The organism is Tenggerimyces flavus, assembly GCF_016907715.1.
GTDB lineage: Bacteria > Actinomycetota > Actinomycetes > Propionibacteriales > Actinopolymorphaceae > Tenggerimyces > Tenggerimyces flavus.
On the sequence record NZ_JAFBCM010000001.1, the window covers coordinates 2,143,806 to 2,158,987 of the forward strand.

Annotated in this window: 14 protein-coding genes; 10 read left to right on the plus strand and 4 right to left on the minus strand. The window is 68.0% G+C overall.

Translation table 11 applies throughout. The annotated features are described in order from the left end of the window. The first annotated feature begins 88 nt into the window (after nt 1-88). The 9 genes from JOD67_RS09880 (at nt 89) to JOD67_RS09920 (ending at nt 8,862) form a co-directional block, all read left to right on the plus strand. Nucleotides 89-973, plus strand: a complete 885-nt coding sequence (locus JOD67_RS09880) for an SIS domain-containing protein (RefSeq protein WP_205117132.1) — start codon at nt 89-91, stop codon at nt 971-973. 12 nt (nt 974-985) lie between these two features. Beyond that, complete coding sequence (locus tag JOD67_RS09885; RefSeq protein ID WP_307782338.1) at nt 986-1,921, plus strand: ROK family protein; 936 nt, start codon at nt 986-988, stop codon at nt 1,919-1,921. Further along, a complete protein-coding gene (gene nagA, locus JOD67_RS09890) occupies nt 1,918-3,060 on the plus strand; it encodes an N-acetylglucosamine-6-phosphate deacetylase (protein WP_205117133.1) in 1,143 nt (380 codons plus the stop codon). Before JOD67_RS09885 ends, nagA begins: the two co-directional genes overlap by 4 nt. Before the next feature lies 1 nt (nt 3,061). Further along, complete coding sequence (locus tag JOD67_RS09895) at nt 3,062-3,895, plus strand: class II fructose-bisphosphate aldolase (RefSeq protein ID WP_205117134.1); 834 nt, start codon at nt 3,062-3,064, stop codon at nt 3,893-3,895. 414 nt (nt 3,896-4,309) lie between these two features. Next, on the plus strand, nt 4,310-5,461 hold the full coding sequence (locus tag JOD67_RS09900; RefSeq protein WP_205117135.1) for a Gfo/Idh/MocA family protein: 1,152 nt from the start codon (nt 4,310-4,312) through the stop codon (nt 5,459-5,461). After that, nucleotides 5,458-6,291, plus strand: a complete 834-nt coding sequence (locus tag JOD67_RS09905) for a sugar phosphate isomerase/epimerase family protein (RefSeq protein WP_307782339.1) — start codon at nt 5,458-5,460, stop codon at nt 6,289-6,291. Before JOD67_RS09900 ends, JOD67_RS09905 begins: the two co-directional genes overlap by 4 nt. 69 nt (nt 6,292-6,360) lie before the next feature. Beyond that, nucleotides 6,361-7,311: a phosphotransferase family protein gene (locus JOD67_RS09910; protein ID WP_205117136.1), complete on the plus strand. Its 951-nt coding sequence runs from the start codon at nt 6,361-6,363 to the stop codon at nt 7,309-7,311. A 358-nt stretch (nt 7,312-7,669) separates the two neighbouring features. Beyond that, a complete protein-coding gene (locus JOD67_RS09915) occupies nt 7,670-8,380 on the plus strand; it encodes a hypothetical protein (protein ID WP_205117137.1) in 711 nt (236 codons plus the stop codon). A gap of 11 nt (nt 8,381-8,391) precedes the next feature. Beyond that, the gene (locus JOD67_RS09920) at nt 8,392-8,862 is read left to right on the plus strand and encodes a GNAT family N-acetyltransferase (RefSeq protein ID WP_205117138.1); all 471 of its coding nucleotides are present in this window, start codon (nt 8,392-8,394) and stop codon (nt 8,860-8,862) included. Here JOD67_RS09920 and JOD67_RS09925 read toward each other — a convergent pair whose 3' ends face one another. The 4 genes from JOD67_RS09925 to ngcE (JOD67_RS09940) all read right to left on the minus strand — a co-directional run bounded on the left by JOD67_RS09925 (nt 8,863) and on the right by ngcE (JOD67_RS09940) (nt 13,764). Then, nucleotides 8,863-9,807, minus strand: a complete 945-nt coding sequence (locus JOD67_RS09925; protein ID WP_239553791.1) for a carbohydrate ABC transporter permease — start codon at nt 9,805-9,807, stop codon at nt 8,863-8,865. Nucleotides 9,808-9,827: 20 nt separating this feature from the next. Continuing rightward, nucleotides 9,828-10,748: a carbohydrate ABC transporter permease gene (locus tag JOD67_RS09930; RefSeq protein ID WP_205117139.1), complete on the minus strand. Its 921-nt coding sequence runs from the start codon at nt 10,746-10,748 to the stop codon at nt 9,828-9,830. Nucleotides 10,749-10,760: 12 nt separating this feature from the next. Continuing rightward, nucleotides 10,761-12,209: an N-acetylglucosamine/diacetylchitobiose ABC transporter substrate-binding protein gene (gene ngcE / locus JOD67_RS09935; protein ID WP_205117140.1), complete on the minus strand. Its 1,449-nt coding sequence runs from the start codon at nt 12,207-12,209 to the stop codon at nt 10,761-10,763. A gap of 127 nt (nt 12,210-12,336) precedes the next feature. After that, nucleotides 12,337-13,764 (minus strand): N-acetylglucosamine/diacetylchitobiose ABC transporter substrate-binding protein, encoded by a 1,428-nt coding sequence (gene ngcE, locus JOD67_RS09940; protein ID WP_205117141.1) that lies wholly within the window; start codon nt 13,762-13,764, stop codon nt 12,337-12,339. A gap of 367 nt (nt 13,765-14,131) precedes the next feature. Between ngcE (JOD67_RS09940) and JOD67_RS09945 the strand changes: the two genes are divergently transcribed. Beyond that, nucleotides 14,132-15,172, plus strand: a complete 1,041-nt coding sequence (locus JOD67_RS09945; protein WP_239553792.1) for a LacI family DNA-binding transcriptional regulator — start codon at nt 14,132-14,134, stop codon at nt 15,170-15,172. Nucleotides 15,173-15,182 lie beyond the last annotated feature (10 nt).

Sequence of the window (15,182 nt, forward strand, 5' to 3'; positions counted from 1 at the left end):
AACTTCGACTAGACCAATCACTAACGAACTCTCGGGTGCACTATGCTCGGCCCCATCAAGCGCCAGCCCACCGAGGGGGAGGGATCCCGTGGAGTTCGCCACCGAGGAGATCGCCAGCCAGCCGACCAGTTGGCGCCAGGCCATCGACCTGGCCGCCGCCAGCGCCGAGGCCCTCCCGCGGAAGGGGGAACGCGTCGCCGTCGTCGGCTGCGGCACCTCGTGGTTCATGGCCCAGGCGTACGCCACGCTCCGCGAGCGCGCCGGCCTGGGTGAGACCGACGCGTTCGCCGCTTCCGAGTTCCCGCGCGGTCGCGCGTACGACCGGGTCGTCGCGCTGACCAGATCCGGCACGACGACCGAGGTGCTCGGTGTCCTGCGCGATCTCAAGGGCACCGTCAAGACGCTCGGCATCACCGCCGACCCGACGACTCCGGTGATGGAGCTCGCCGACCAGAACGTCGTGCTCGACTTCGCCGACGAGCGTTCGGTCGTGCAGACGAGGTTCGCCACGTCCGCGCTCGCGCTGCTGCGTACGCACCTCGGCGAGGACCTCACCAACGCGCTCGCCGACGTCGAGCAGACTGTCAAGGAGCCCTTGCCGGACGGCGCGACGGGCAAGCAGCAGTTCACCTATCTCGGCTCCGGCTGGACGATCGGGCTCGCCAACGAGGCCGCGCTGAAGATGCGCGAGGCCTCGCTGTCGTGGACCGAGGCGTACCCCGCGATGGAGTACCGTCATGGCCCTATGAGCATCACCGACGAGAGTTCCGTCGTCTGGTTCCTGGGGGAGCCGCCGACCGGTCTCGCCGAGGACGTCGAGCGCATCGGCGCGCTCGTCGTTCACGTTCCGGACCGCGACCCGATGGCCGAGCTCGTCCGCATCCAGCGGCTCGCGATCGAGATCGGCGCGGCGAAGGGGCTCGACCCCGACCAGCCGCGCAACCTCTCCCGCTCCGTCATCCTGCCAAGCTGACAAGGATCGCCAGTGGCTGACTGCGTCGTCGCCCTCGACGTCGGCGGTACGTCGATGAAGGGTGCGCTGGTCGATGCCTCGCGCACCGTACGGTTCCAGCGCACGTACCCCACGCCGGTGCCCGACGGGCCCGACGCGGTCGTCCGGGCCATCGGAGACGCGCTCGAAGAGGTCTCGGCGCAGGCCACCGGACTCGGCCTGAACACGCCGGTGGCGGCCGGTCTCGTCGTGCCCGGCGTGGTCGACGAGGTACGCGGTGTCGCCGTCAACGCGGCGAACATCGGGTGGCACGACGCGCCGCTCGTCCAGATCGTGTCGGAGCGGCTCGGCGTGCCGGTCGCGCTCAGCCACGACGTCCGCGGCGGCGGGCTCGCCGAGAGCACGATGGGCGCGGCGGCGGGTGCGCGGAACTCGCTGTTCCTCGCGCTCGGCACCGGCATCGCCGCCTGCTGCATCGTCGACGGCAACACGCTGTCGGCCGGTGGGTACGCGGGCGAGGCCGGGCATGTCGTCGTTGAGCCCGGCGGCGAACAGTGCCCGTGTGGCCAGCGAGGCTGCCTCGAACGGGTCGCCTCGGCCGCCGCGATCGCGCGCAGGTACTCGCAGCGCTCCGGCACGCAGGTCGCCGGCGCCGCGGAGGTGGCCGACCGCGTACGCGCGGGCGACGAGATCGCCATCCAGGTCTGGGACGAGGGCGTCGACGCTCTCGTTCGCGTCCTCACCATGTGCGTGACGATGCTCGGTCCGGAGATCGTCGTACTCGGCGGCGGGCTCGCCGAAGCGCAGGACCTGCTGATGGATCCGGTCCGCACCGCCTTGGACAAGTCCCTCTCGTTTCAACGGCGTCCGCGCGTCGTCCGGGCATCGCTCGGCGACCAGGCGGGCTGCCTCGGAGCCGCGCTGCTGGCGTGGCGAACGGTGGCAGTATCACGATCGGGGGGAGCATGACTGTGTTCGCGAACGGCAAGATCGTCACGCCGGACGGCGTGCTCGAGCCGGGCTGGATCGAGGTGTCCGGAGACCGCATCACCGGGCTCGGCGAAGGGCAGCCGCAAGGCGCCGTTGACGTCGACCTCGCGGGCAAGGTCGTCGTGCCCGGCTTCGTCGACATCCACACCCACGGCGGCGGCGGTACGTCGTACCCGGACGGCGACCCGGAGAAGGCCGCGCGGGCCGCTCTGTTCCATCGTTCGCACGGCACCACGACCACGATCGCGAGCCTCGTCACCGCACCCGGCGATGTGCTCGAACGGCAGCTCGGCGCGCTGGTCGACGTCGCGAAGGACGGGCTCGTCGCCGGCATCCACCTCGAGGGCCCGTGGATCTCGGTCGAACGCCGCGGCGCGCATGACCCCAACATCGTGCGCCCGCCGACCCGCGACGAGGTCGGCCGGATGTTGAAGCTCGGCGGCGGCCACGTACGCATGGTCACACTCGCGCCCGAGCTGCCCGGCGGGATGGACGCCGTGCGCCAGGTGATCGATGCCGACGCGGTCGTGGCGGTCGGGCACAGCGACGCCTCGTACGAGGTCGTCCGCGAGGCGATCGACGCGGGCGCGACGGTGGCGACGCACCTGTTCAACGGGATGCCGCCCGTCCACCACCGCAAGCCCGGTCCGGTCGTCGCGCTGCTGGAGGACCCGCGCGCGACGGTCGAGCTGATCGCCGACGGGCACCACCTGCACCACGGCGTGATCGCGGTCGCGGTCAACGCTGCCGGCCCGGATCGCGTCGCGCTGGTGACCGACGCGATGACCGCGGCGGGGATGAGTGACGGCACGTACGACCTCGGCGGTCGCACGGTGGTCGTCGAGGGCGGGCTGGTGATGCTGCCGGAGCAGAACACGATCGCGGGCAGCACGCTGACGATGGACGCGGCGTTCCGGTTCGCGGTGCAGAAGGTCGGTCTGTCCCTGGTCGACGCCGCGAAGTGCGCGGCGACGACGCCCGCGCGGGTCTTCGGGTTCTCCGACGTGGGTGCGTTGCGCGACGGGCTGCGCGCGGACCTGGTGATCCTCGACCCGGCGCTGAACCGGGTCGCGGTCATGCAGCGTGGGGAGTTCGTCTACGAGGAAGGGCTGCGCTGAGATGCCGCTCACGCCCACCGGGGACATCGTGCGCTCGGCCGCGGCGGCCGGCCGCGGCGTCGGTGCGTTCAACGTGATCCAGCTCGAGCACGCCACCGCGCTCGTCGCCGGCGCCGAGGCTGCCGGTGCGCCCGTCATCCTGCAGGTCAGCGAGAACGCGGTGAAGTATCACGGCACGTTGGAGCCGATCGCCCTTGCCACCTTGGCCGTCGCGCGTCGCGGCTCCGTTCCTGTCGCCGTGCACCTCGACCATGCGACGAAGGTCGAGCTCGTACACGAAGCCGCGGAGCTCGGCTTCGGTTCGGTCATGTTCGACGGCTCGGCGTTGCCGTACGACGACAATGTGGCCTTGACGCGCGAAGTGGTGAGTTTCTGCCACGAGCGTGGAGTTTTCGTCGAGGCCGAGCTCGGCGAGGTCGGCGGCAAGGACGGCGTTCACGCGCCCGGAGCACGTACGGACCCGGACGAGGCCGAGGCGTTCGTCCAGGCCACGGGCATCGACGCGTTGGCGATCGCGGTCGGGACGTCGCACGCGATGCTGGAGAAGACCGCGGCGCTGGATCTCGACCTCATCACCCGTCATCGCGAGACCGTCTCCGTACCGCTCGTGCTGCACGGCTCGTCGGGAGTGCCCGACGAGGATCTGACGCGAGCTGTGAAAGCGGGCATGACGAAGGTCAACATCGCGACGGCGTTGAACCAGGCGTTCACCGGAGCGGTCCGCGCGTATCTCGACGCGAACCCCAAGGTCGTCGACACCAGGAAGTACCTGGCGCCCGGCCGCGACGCCGTGGCCACCGAGGTCACCCGCCTACTCGGAGTACTGGGCGCCTAGCCTCGGGGTTTCAGGTGTTGGTGCGCGCCTTACACGGCCAATGGCCTCTTTACCTGGCGCCCACCCCACGTAAAGCGGCCGCTGATCATGTTTACATGATCATTGGCCCCAGGGCGGGGCCGGACAGGGCGAACCAGCCGCGGACGAAAGATCGAGGCTAGAGAGGCTCAGGCTCCGAAACTTTCAGGACGTCGGCCGAGAGGATCGGCCAGATCCGGCACGGTTATCGGATCATTACCGGAACTCGGCGTCGGCCAGCTGTCGCTTTGCGGAGGACCGCTGAGGCAACGCGGCGGAAACATCTGACCACCTTGGCCGCCGCCGGAGGCCGGCTTGCTAGTCGCAAACCCCGCCGCTAGGCTGGAAAGCGTTTTCCATCCCACGTCAGGGGTGACGGCGGCTAGAGGGGAATTCATGACCACGCGGCACATCGGGGTCGTCATGAACGGCGTGACCGGGCGGATGGGCTACAACCAGCATCTGGTCCGTTCCATTCTGGCCATCCGCGAGCAGGGCGGCTTGGAGCTGAAGGACGGTTCGCGGCTCGTTCCCGAGCCCGTCCTGGTCGGCCGCTCGGAGCAGAAGCTCGCCGACATCGCCGCCCGGCATGGGCTCACCGCGTGGACGACCGACCTGGACAACGCTCTGTCCGACTCGTCCGCGGAGATCTACTTCGACGCCCAGACCACGCAGGCCCGCGAGAAGGCCGTGCTCAAGGCGATCGCCGCCGGCAAGCACGTCTACTGCGAGAAGCCGACGTCGGACTCGTTCGCCGGCGCGCTCGAGCTCGCCCGCGCCGCGCGCGAGGCCGGTGTGAAGAACGGCGCCGTGATGGACAAGATCTACCTGCCTGGCTTGCGGAAGCTGAAGCGGCTGGTGGACGGCGGCTTCTTCGGCCGCATTCTCACTGTGCGCTGCGAGTTCGGCTACTGGGTGTACGAGGGCGACTGGCAGCCCGCGCAGCGGCCGAGCTGGAACTACCGCGCGGAAGACGGCGGCGGCATCGTTCTGGACATGTTCAGCCACTGGAACTACGTGCTCGAGCACCTGGCCGGACGCGTCGAAGCCGTGACGAACCGGTCGTTCGTCCACCACCCGCGGCGCTGGGACGAGAACGGTCAGCCGTACGAGGCCACCGCCGAGGACGCCGCGTACGCGATCTTCGAGCTCGCCGGCGGCGCGGTCGCGCAATTCAACTCGTCGTGGACCGTCCGCGTCTACCGCGACGAGCTCGTCGAGTTCCAGGTCGACGGGACCGAGGGCTCGGCGGTCGCCGGCCTGCGCAACTGCAGGATCCAGCATCGCGGAGCGACGCCGAAGCCCGTCTGGAACCCGGACCTGCCGGCGACCGAGCGGTTCCGCGACCAGTGGCTCGACGTTCCGGACAACCAGGTCTTCGACAACGGCTTCAAGACGCAGTGGGAGGAGTTCCTGCTGCACGTGGCCGAGGACACGCCGTACCAGCACGACTTCCTGGCCGCGTCGCGCGGCGTGCAGCTCGCCGAGCTCGGCATCCAGTCGAACGCCGAAGGGCGGCGCGTGGTCGTTCCCGAGGTTTCCCTGTGACGCAGGGGTTGGAACGGCTGTCGCTCAACCAGAAGACCACGAACAGCTGGTCGGTCGCCGAGGCCGTAGACGGCTGCGTCCGTGCCGGCATCCCCGCGATCGGGCTCTGGCGCGAGCCCGTCCAGGCCGTCGGCGTGGCAGCCGCGGCGAAGCTCGTACGGGACGCCGGCCTGCGGGTCTCGTCGCTCTGCCGGGGCGGCTTCCTGACCGCCTCCGACCCCGACGAACGGACGGCGGCGGTCGCGGACAACCGGCTCGCGATCGACGAAGCGGCGGAGCTGGGAGCACCCTGTCTGGTGCTGGTGGTCGGAGGTTTGCCCGCCGGGTCGAAGGACCTCGCCGGCGCGCGCCAGCGGGTCGCCGACGCGGTGGCGGAGCTCGTCCCGTACGCGGCGTCGCGCGGGGTGCGGCTCGCGCTCGAGCCGCTGCACCCGATGTACTGCGCCGACCGCGCCGTCCTCTCGACGCTCACCCAGGCACTCGACCTGGCCCTGACGTTCCCCGACGTCGGTGTCGCCGTCGACACGTTCCACCTGTGGTGGGACCCGAACGTCGCGGCCGAGATCGCGCGAGCGGGGGAGCGGATCCTGACGTACCAGGTGTGCGACTTCCTCGTCCCGATGCCGGCCGACAACCTGCTCGCCCGCGGCATGATGGGCGACGGCGTGATCGACTTCGCCCCGATGACCGCCGCCGTGGCCGCGACGGGGTACGCGGGGGACGTCGAGGTGGAGATCTTCAACGCCGACGTCTGGGCGGCCGATCCGTCTCGGGTGGTGTCCACGATGTGCGAGCGCTACCTCGCGCTCGTCGCTCCCTACCTCGCCTGACCCGCGATTCGAGGGGCCTACGCTGTCGATCGACGCGCATCGCAGGCAGTCGACAGGAGACGACAGCACATGGATGACGAAACAGCCGTCGGCGCTGTCCTCGTTGCGACGCAACTCAAGCGATTCAGGGAGGTCTGCGAGGTAGCCGGGCCGATCGAGCCGCGGTTCGACGGTGCCACCAAGCACGTTCTGCTCGCCGACGATCGTGCCTTTCTGTTTCCTCGCAACCACACGATCGTCGGGCAGCTCGAGCGCGAATGCGACGTCTACGCGACTGTCGACCACCCGCTCGTCTCGAGGCTGCTCGGCCGCTGGGACGACCCGGCGATCTCGCCGTACCCGTTCTTTGCCGTGACTCGGCTCCGGGGTTCCGTGCCGGGCGACCTGTCGCCCGAACGTCTAGAAGCAGTGGCGGGACAGCTCGGCGCGGCCCTTGCGGCGTGCCATGACATCAGTCTCGAGCGCGTTCCACCGCGCCTGTGGGCCAACCCCTGGTCGGAACCGCCGGCGGCGCCGCCGACCGCAGCCGAGTGCTACACCCCTCTCCGCGACCTGGGCGTTGCGGAGCAGGTCGCACCTCTCGTCGGCCCGGCGGCGCGAACGACGTTGCTCGACGCCCTCGAAACTGTCGACGCGATGGACCCGGTCCTTGCCCACAGCGACCTCTACGAGCGCCACCTGCTGCTCGACGCCTCCGGGACGTTGGCCGGGATTCTCGACTGGGGGTTCGGAGGTGTGCTGTCTCCCCTGGTCGACTTCACGTGCTGCCAGTGGGACAGCGCGAGTTGGGCCGCCGAACGTTCCTACGGTGACCTCCGTCGGCACCTCTGGACGGCGTACGCCGAACGCAGGTCGGCGCCGCTGCCGAGCTGGAACCAGGTCCACCTGGCACTGACCGCGTTCGACATCGTTGCGCTGGCACCCGAGACGCAGAGCCACTACTACTGGCAGAAGAGCGCAGAGTGGCAAGCCACCCGACGGGCCGCGGCCCAAGCCTGCCTGCAGGAACTGCTCGCATAGGCGGCAACGGTCGACGCTCCCACCTCCAGTGAAGTGAGAGCGCACCCTCGAACTCGTCGCTCCCACCCCCCACGCCGACCTCTGCGACCCTTCCGCGAACGGCCGGCCCACCGAGGTGGGTACCCGCCCCCCTACCCCGGGTTGGAGGTCCCGCCCCCGCCTATCCAACCGGTATCGCAAAACGCGATGCCTCGATCTTCGCTGGTCAGCGACGCCACCGCGAGGGCCGGCGCCAACCTGTGGAGAACTTCCCGAAAGAGCTGCCTGGGGACGAAAACCCGGCCAGTTGTGGAGATCCCACAACTCCACGGCGCGCAGAGGTGGCCAGGCGCGAGGGAGAAATGACAGCATCGAGCAGATGAACGTCGTGGTGATCGAGTCGACCTTCCGCGGGCCCAGCCGGAGCGGGAACGGTGGCTACTCGGCAGGCCTGCTCGCGTCCACCGCCCACCCCGAGGGCGCGGCCGTCGAGGTGACGCTGCGGCAGCCGCCGCCGCTGGAGACCCCGCTGAACGTCGTCGACGGCGAGCTCAGATCGGCAGAAGCCGAGGCAGGGGCGACGATCGCGACGTCGAGGCAGGTGACGTTCGAGGACGACCCGATCGACCCGGTGTCGTTCGTCGAGGCCAAGCAGGCGGAGGCGAGGTACGGCGGCCTCGCCGGGCACCCGTTCCCCTACTGCTTCGGCTGCGGAACGAGCCGCACCGACGGCGACGGCCTGTGCCTGCGGCCCGGTCCGATTGGCGACGGCCGCGCGGCGTGTACGTGGGTGCCGCACCAGGCGTTCGCGCGAGGCGACAGCCCGTCGGTGCCCGTCGTCTGGGCCGCGCTCGACTGCTCCGGCGGCTGGACCGCGGACGTCACCGGCCGCCCGTGCGTCCTCGGCCGGATGACCGCCCAGATCGACGCGCTCCCCGTCACCGGCGAGCGCTGCGTGGTGATGGGCCGCATGCTGAACGAGGACGGCAGGAAGCTCTTCACCGCGTCGACGTTGTACGACGAGACCGGCCGCGTGCTCGGAAGGGCCAAGCACGTCTGGATCACCGTCGACCCGTCCGCCTTCGAATAGGCTCCCCTGCCATGGACCTGCGCCCAGCCACCAACGGCGACGCCGAGGAAGTGGCCGACATCTGGTACCGCGGCTGGCAGGACGGCCACCTCGGCAACGTTCCCGACGAGCTGGTCGCGATCCGTACCGAGGAGACGTTCCACACCCGCGCCGCCGACCGCGTCGGCGACACCACCGTCGCGACCGTCGACGGCAACGTAGCGGGCTTCGTGATGGTGGTCCAAGACGAGGTCGAGCAGGTGTACGTCGACACCACCCACCGCGGCTCCGGCGTCGCAAGCGCTCTGCTCGAAGAGGCCGAACGCCAGGTCAAAGCGAACGGCCACGACCGGGCCTGGCTCGCCGTCGCCGGCGGCAACGCGAGAGCGCGGCGGTTCTACGAACGTCAAGGCTGGAAGGACGAAGGCCCGTTCGACTACCCCGCCGTCACGGAGCAGGGCACCTTCCCGGTGCCCTGCAACCGCTACGTCAAGAAGCTCTAGCTACTTCAGCGCGCCCGCGGTGAGGCCTTCCTCCACGCGGCGCTGGAAGACGATGTAGACCGCGAGTACCGGGATCATCGCGATGATCAGGCCCGCGAACATCTCCGCCACCGACGTTGGGCTGGACTCGTACCGCATCTTCAACGCCAGGTCCGCCAACCCCTGTGTCAGCAGCAGGTTGGAGCCCTGATCGTCCTTCTGCGGGTTCAACACCACCGGGAGCAGGTACTGGTTCCACTGCCCGAGGAAGTTGAACACACCAATGGAAATCAAACCAGGCTTGGCCAAAGGCAGCATGATCTGGAAGAACGTCCGGAAGTGTCCCGCCCCGTCGATGAACGCCGACTCCGCCAGCTCCTTCGGCAACGACTGGAAGAACGCCGTCAGGAAGAACACCGAGAACGGCAGCGAGAACGCCACGTACACGACGATCAGACCCTGCAGGTTCTGGAACAGCCCTAGCGACTGCGTCACCTTGAACAGCGGAACGATCGCCAGGAACAGCGGGAACGTCATGCCAGCAAGGAAGACGTAGTAGACGATCCGGCTGCCCGGGAACTCGTACCGCGCCAGAACGTACGCCGCCATCGACGAGAATAGCAACGTGAACAGCACACCGAACACCACGACGATCACGGTGTTGAGGAAGAACTGGTCGATGTTCGCCGTCTCCCAGGCCCGCGCGTACGTGCCGAACTGCCACTTCGCCGGCAACGCGAACGGGGACGAGAAGATCTCGGTGTTGTTCTTGAACGACGACAGCAGCACCCACAGCATCGGCAGCAGGACGAGCAACGCCCAAGCCACCAGGAAGATCTGCGGAACGCCGTCGGACAGGATGCGGGCGCCGCCGAAGCGGCGCGTACCCACGGCCTCGAGACCGGGCTCGGACGGTGGCTCGCCGGACGGCTCCGTCGGAGGAGCGGCGGTCGGCATGGTGGTCATTGGCTATCTCCGTCCGTCACTCAGTACTCGATCTTCTCGCGTCGCGTGATCCGGAACGTCACGACCGCGAGAATCAAGGAGAAGATCAACAGCATCGTCGCCATCGCCGACGCGTAGCCGAACAGCGAGTTGCCCTGGAACGCGGTGCGATAGAGCTGCGTCGCCATCACGTCCGCGCCGCTGTCGGCGGACAGGCCGTTCCGCGCCATGACCGACAGCAGACCGAACATGTCCAGCGTGCCGATGCCGATGAAGACGATCGCCGTCTGTACGTGCCCCCAGAGCAACGGCAACGTCAGATGGAAGAACATCCGAGTCCGGCTCGCGCCGTCGATCGCCGCGGCCTCGAACAGCTCCCGAGGGATCTGCTGCATGCCGGCGATGAACAGCACCATGAAGAAACCGACGCCGGCCCAGATCGCCACGAAGGCGATCGCCCACAAGATGATGCCCTGGTTGCCGAGTGGTCCGTTCGGGATGATCGACAGCATGTCGATCCCGATCCAGCTCAGGAACTTCTCCAGCAGTCCGCCCTGCGGTGCGTAGATGAACTGGAACATGATCGCGATGATCACGACCGGCAGCACCTGTGGGAAGAAATAGACCACTCGGTAGAACTTCGAACCCGCCAGGCCGGACCGGGCGCCGCCCGTTCCGCCTCGTGTGAGCAAGGCGGCAAGGACCAACGAGAACGTGAGTGTCACGATCGGAATGACAATCAACAACTTCACGTTGTTGGAGACCGCGTGCCACCACTCGGCGTCCTGGAAAAGGCTGATGTAGTTCTGCAGGCCGACGTAGTTGAACGTCGGAGTCAACCCCGTCCAGTCCGTCAAAGAAATCTGCACGCCCTGGATGAACGGCGAAAGCACGAACACCAGATACAGGGCGAGTGGCGGAGTCAGGAACGTGATGATGAACGGCCATCGTCCCTTACGCATCGTCGACCGTCCTTACCTCGAGAGCTTCTTGATCTTCGGGTCTTTCTTGACGCGGTCCGCGACCTTCTGCGCCCGCGCGACGAACCCGTTGGCGTCGAGATTGCCGGTGAGCAGCTGGCCCATCGCGCCCTCGATGTCGTCCTTCATCGGCACGTACCAGCCCGTGTATCTCCAGGGCTGGATGCGTTCGGCTGCCTGCGCGGCGTCGTACGCGTCCAGCGAGGATTTCAGCACGGTGTCGACGTCCTGGTCGTCGTGCGCACCCTTGACCACGGTCAGCGTGTAGGTGAGCTCGGCGAACTTCTGCGCGGCCTCTTTGGAGAGCATGGTGCGGAGGTACTCCAGGCCGCCATTGACGTTCTTTCCCTTGCTGGGAACGACGAACGACTCGGTCGTGCCGTACGGGATCGCCTCGTAGCCGAGCTTGTCGCCCGCATCGAGCGACGGCGTCGGCGTGATCGCCATCTTGAAGTCCGCCGGGAGCTGCGACCCGAGCTCGCTCTTCAGCCACGAGCCGCAGGGGATGATCGCGGCCTTGCCGCTCGCCCACTGCGCCTGTGCCTGGACATGCGTCAGGCTGGCGGTGCCACGCATGATGTAGCCCTTGGACTTCAGCTCGAAGAACGCCTCCGCGACCGCCTTCACCGCGTCCTGCGACCAGGCCCCGTCCTCGAGGTTGTCGATGTTCTTCATCACGTCGTTGCCGCCGTGCTTGGTGACCATCGCGGCGAACACGGTGACCATGTAGTTGGGGTACTGACCCTGGTACGTCCACAGCGGCAGGTCGGCCGCCTTGGTCTTGACGCCGAGCGCCATCAGGTCGTCCCAGGTCTTCGCCGGTTCCCAGCCGTTCTTCTCGAACAGCGCGGCGTTGTGCCAGATGCCGTTGATGTTCAGGGCGTACGGAAGGCCGTACACCTTGCCCTCGATGGTGAGCTGGTCCAGAGCCCCGTCGACCAGGGTGTCGCGGATCTTCTTGCCCTCGAAGTCCAGGGACGGCGCGTCGAGGAAGCGGTCGTCGATGACGGTGAGCTGGCCCGTCGTGGCGAGCGTCGTGGTGTCGAGCGCCTGGGCACCGGAGTTGTCGACGACGTCCGGTGGGCTGCCCTGCACGAAGCGCGGCTGCAGCTGCGGGGTGATGTCCTGCGTCCCGGTGTGCTTGACCGCGGCGTCGGGGAAGCGCTTCTTGTACATCGTCTGGTGGTACTTGGCGTACTCGTCGCTGAAGCCACCCTTGAAGATGACCACGTCGAGGGGCGCCTTCGGGTCGACACCGAACGGGTTGTCCGCGCTCTCCGACACCGCTGGCGTCGGCTTGTTCTCCGTGCCCGTTGGCGTACCGCCACCTCCGGTCGCGCACGCGGCCAGCAGCGCTGGGCTGCCTGCCACCGCGCCTAGTGTCGCCGCCGACCCGAGAAATCCCCTGCGACCGAGCCGGCTCGACACCTGGTCCTCGCTCATGTCCCCCAACTCCCGTTCGATGGACAGCCCGTGGGCGAAGTCTGCTCCAAGCGCCAGAGCGGACCGCAGGGATGTCCCTGCGGTCCCGCCCGGTGCAGCCTTACGTCGCCCACGGCCTCATTGTGTTTCAGCGTTGGAACTTCTTGATCTTCGGGTCCTTCTTGACCGCGTCGGCCTTCTTCTGCGCCCGCGCGATGAAGCCGGCCGCGTCGAGGTTGCCCGTGAGCAGCTGGCCCATCGCGCCCTCGACCTCGTCCTTGAGCGAGACGTACCAACCGGAGTACTTCACCGGGTCGATCCGCTCGACCTTCAGCGCCGCCTGGTGCACCTCGAGCGACGACTTGAGCACGCTGTCGAGCTCCTGGTCGTCGTGCGCGCCGTTCACCACGGTGAGCGTGTACGTCAGCTCGGCGAACTTCTGCGCGCCCTCCTTGGAGAGCATGATCCGCAGGTACTCCAGACCACCGGGACCGTTCTTCGCCTTGGAGGGAACGATGAACGTCTCACCCGGGCTCCACGGCACCGCGTCGTACGGCAGCTTGTCGCTCGCGTCGACCGACGGCGTCGGCTGGATCGCCATCTTGAAGTCCGCCGGAAGCTGCGACCCGAGCTCGCTCTTCAACCACGAGCCACAGGGGATCATCGCGGCCTTGTGCTGCGCCCACGCCGCCTGCGACTGGATGTGGGTGAGACCGGCGGTGCCCGGCAGGATGTAGCCCTTGGTCTTCAGCTCGAAGAACTTCTCCGCGACGACCTTCACCGCGTCCTGCGACCAGGCGCCGTCCTCGAGGTTGTCGACGTTCTTCAGGACCTCGTTGCCGCCGAGCTTCTGCACCATCGGCCAGAACACCGAGACCATGTAGCCCGGATACTGCCCCTGGTACGTCCACAGCGGGATCTTCGCGGCCTTGGTCTTCTCGCCGAGCGCCATCAGGTCGTCCCAGGTCTTCGCCGGTTCCCAGCCGTTCTTCTCGAACAGCGCGGCGTCGTGCCAGAGGCCGTTGATGTTCAGCGCGTACGGCAGTCCGTACGCCTTGCCCTCGATCTCGGCCGGGACGAGCGCGCCGTCGATCAGCGTGTCGCCGATGGTCTTGCCCTCGAAGTCGAACGAGGGAGCGCTGGTGAAGCTCTCGCCGATCTCCGTCAGCTGCCCCTGTGTGGCGAGCGTCGTGTAGTCCATCGCCTGCGCGCCGGAGTTGTCGATGACGTCCGGCGGGCTGCCCTGGACGAACCGCGGCTGCAGCTGCGGCGTGATGTCCTGGGTGCCCGTGTGCTTGACGTCGGAGTCCGGGTACGCCTTCTTGTACATGGACTCGTGGAACTTCGCGTACTCGTCGGAGAAGCCACCCTTGAAGATGACGACGTCGAGTGCTGCCTTGGGGTCGACGCCGAACGGGTTCTTCTCATCCGCCGAGACCGCCGGCGTGGGGTTGTTGTTCGAGGCCGGCGGGGTGCCTCCACCGGTCGCACATGCGGCCAGCGTCGCCGGTGCTCCCGCAGCGGCTCCGAGGATTGCCGCTCTGCGAAGGAAGTCTCGGCGTTCGATACTGCTCATTGGCGTGCCTCCATACGCGATTCCCAGTCACGGGTCGTGAAGATGGACTGGGCCGTCGGTACGTCCTCCCGAGATCCGTCGTGCTGACCCCGTGACGCCGTGCCGAGAGCCTTCGAGTGGTCCGCAGCGTGCGGAGTGGGCGTAGCGTAATGCGAGATGTTGGTCGTAACAAGGCCCGTTCACGCAGGATCGCGCAGTCTTAACCGAGGCGTGACACGCCTCGCCTCCTGACGTCGTTAGGCCCTGCTGCGGCTGCCTATACGGCATGCTTGACACGATAGAGGTCGGCCAACCAAGCCGTTGGAAACTTACCGCCCTGTCCGCTGTTGGTCCAGAATTTACCGCGCGACGAGAAGGGGAGGTCGCGATGAGCGCTCCCGAGGTAGTGACGCTGGGCGATGTCGCGCGCCGGGCGGGAGTCTCGCTGGCAACCGCGTCCCGGGTCCTGAACGGCAGTACGCGACGCGTGAACGAGGAGTTGCGGACGCTCGTTCACGACGCCGCCTCGGCACTCGGCTATACGCCGAACCTGCATGCGCAGGCCGTGGCCCGAGGCACCTCTTCCACGGTCGGGCTGATCGTGCACGACATCGGCGACCCGTACTTCTCCGCGATCGCCTCGGGCGTCATGCGCGTAGCGGACGATCGAGGGCTGATCGTCACGTTGGGGACGACCTCGCGCAATCCGAATCGCGAGGTGCAGTACGTCGCGATGATGCGCGCACAGCGGGCTCGCGCGGTGATCCTCGCCGGGTCGCGGGTCGCCGATCGAGAGCAGACCGAACGGCTGTCGGCCGAGGTCACCGCGTTCCGGCGCGGTGGCGGACGGGTCGCGGCGGTGTCGCAGCAGAAGCTGCCGACCGACACGGTGTTGCCGGAGAACCGGGCCGGGGCGCGGGAACTGGCGACCCGGTTGGCGGAGCTCGGGCATCGTCGCTTCGGGGTGCTGGCCGGACCGCGCACCATACTTACCGCGCGCGACCGGCTGTCGGGGTTCCGGGCGGGGCTCTCCGACGCGGGGCTGCCGCTGGATCCGGAAGCGGTGATCGAGGGTCCGTTCACGCGCGACGGCGGCTATCAGGCGGCGCGCGAGCTGCTGGAGCGCAAGCTGGGCGTGACGTGCGTGTTCGCGGTGAACGACGTGATGGCAGTCGGTGCGATGGCGGCTTGTCGCGAGTTGGGTGTGTCCGTTCCCGGGGATCTGTCGATGGCGGGGTTCGACGACATCGAGACGTTGCGCGACCTCGTTCCTCCGTTGACGACGGTGCGGTTGCCGTTGGAGGAGATGGGCATGCGGGCGGCGGAGCTGGCGCTGGACCTCGAGCCGCCGGACCGCGACCGGTTGATCCGGATCCGCGGTGAGGTCGTTTTGCGGGAGAGCACCCGAAAGATCCGTTCTCGCGGCTAGAACGGGCTGT

What these genes read in the sequence shown, in the direction of transcription:
- nagA (WP_205117133.1), top strand. Translation starts at nt 1,918, where the DNA reads ATGACTGTGTTCGCGAACGGCAAGATCGTCACGCCGGACGGCGTGCTC.
- JOD67_RS09895 (WP_205117134.1), top strand. Translation starts at nt 3,062, where the DNA reads ATGCCGCTCACGCCCACCGGGGACATCGTGCGCTCGGCCGCGGCGGCC.
- JOD67_RS09900 (WP_205117135.1), top strand. Translation starts at nt 4,310, where the DNA reads ATGACCACGCGGCACATCGGGGTCGTCATGAACGGCGTGACCGGGCGG.
- JOD67_RS09910 (WP_205117136.1), top strand. Translation starts at nt 6,361, where the DNA reads ATGGATGACGAAACAGCCGTCGGCGCTGTCCTCGTTGCGACGCAACTC.
- JOD67_RS09915 (WP_205117137.1), top strand. Translation starts at nt 7,670, where the DNA reads ATGAACGTCGTGGTGATCGAGTCGACCTTCCGCGGGCCCAGCCGGAGC.
- JOD67_RS09920 (WP_205117138.1), top strand. Translation starts at nt 8,392, where the DNA reads ATGGACCTGCGCCCAGCCACCAACGGCGACGCCGAGGAAGTGGCCGAC.
- JOD67_RS09925 (WP_239553791.1), bottom strand. Translation starts at nt 9,807, where the DNA reads ATGACCACCATGCCGACCGCCGCTCCTCCGACGGAGCCGTCCGGCGAG.
- JOD67_RS09930 (WP_205117139.1), bottom strand. Translation starts at nt 10,748, where the DNA reads ATGCGTAAGGGACGATGGCCGTTCATCATCACGTTCCTGACTCCGCCA.
- ngcE (WP_205117140.1), bottom strand. Translation starts at nt 12,209, where the DNA reads ATGAGCGAGGACCAGGTGTCGAGCCGGCTCGGTCGCAGGGGATTTCTC.
- ngcE (WP_205117141.1), bottom strand. Translation starts at nt 13,764, where the DNA reads ATGAGCAGTATCGAACGCCGAGACTTCCTTCGCAGAGCGGCAATCCTC.
- JOD67_RS09945 (WP_239553792.1), top strand. Translation starts at nt 14,132, where the DNA reads ATGAGCGCTCCCGAGGTAGTGACGCTGGGCGATGTCGCGCGCCGGGCG.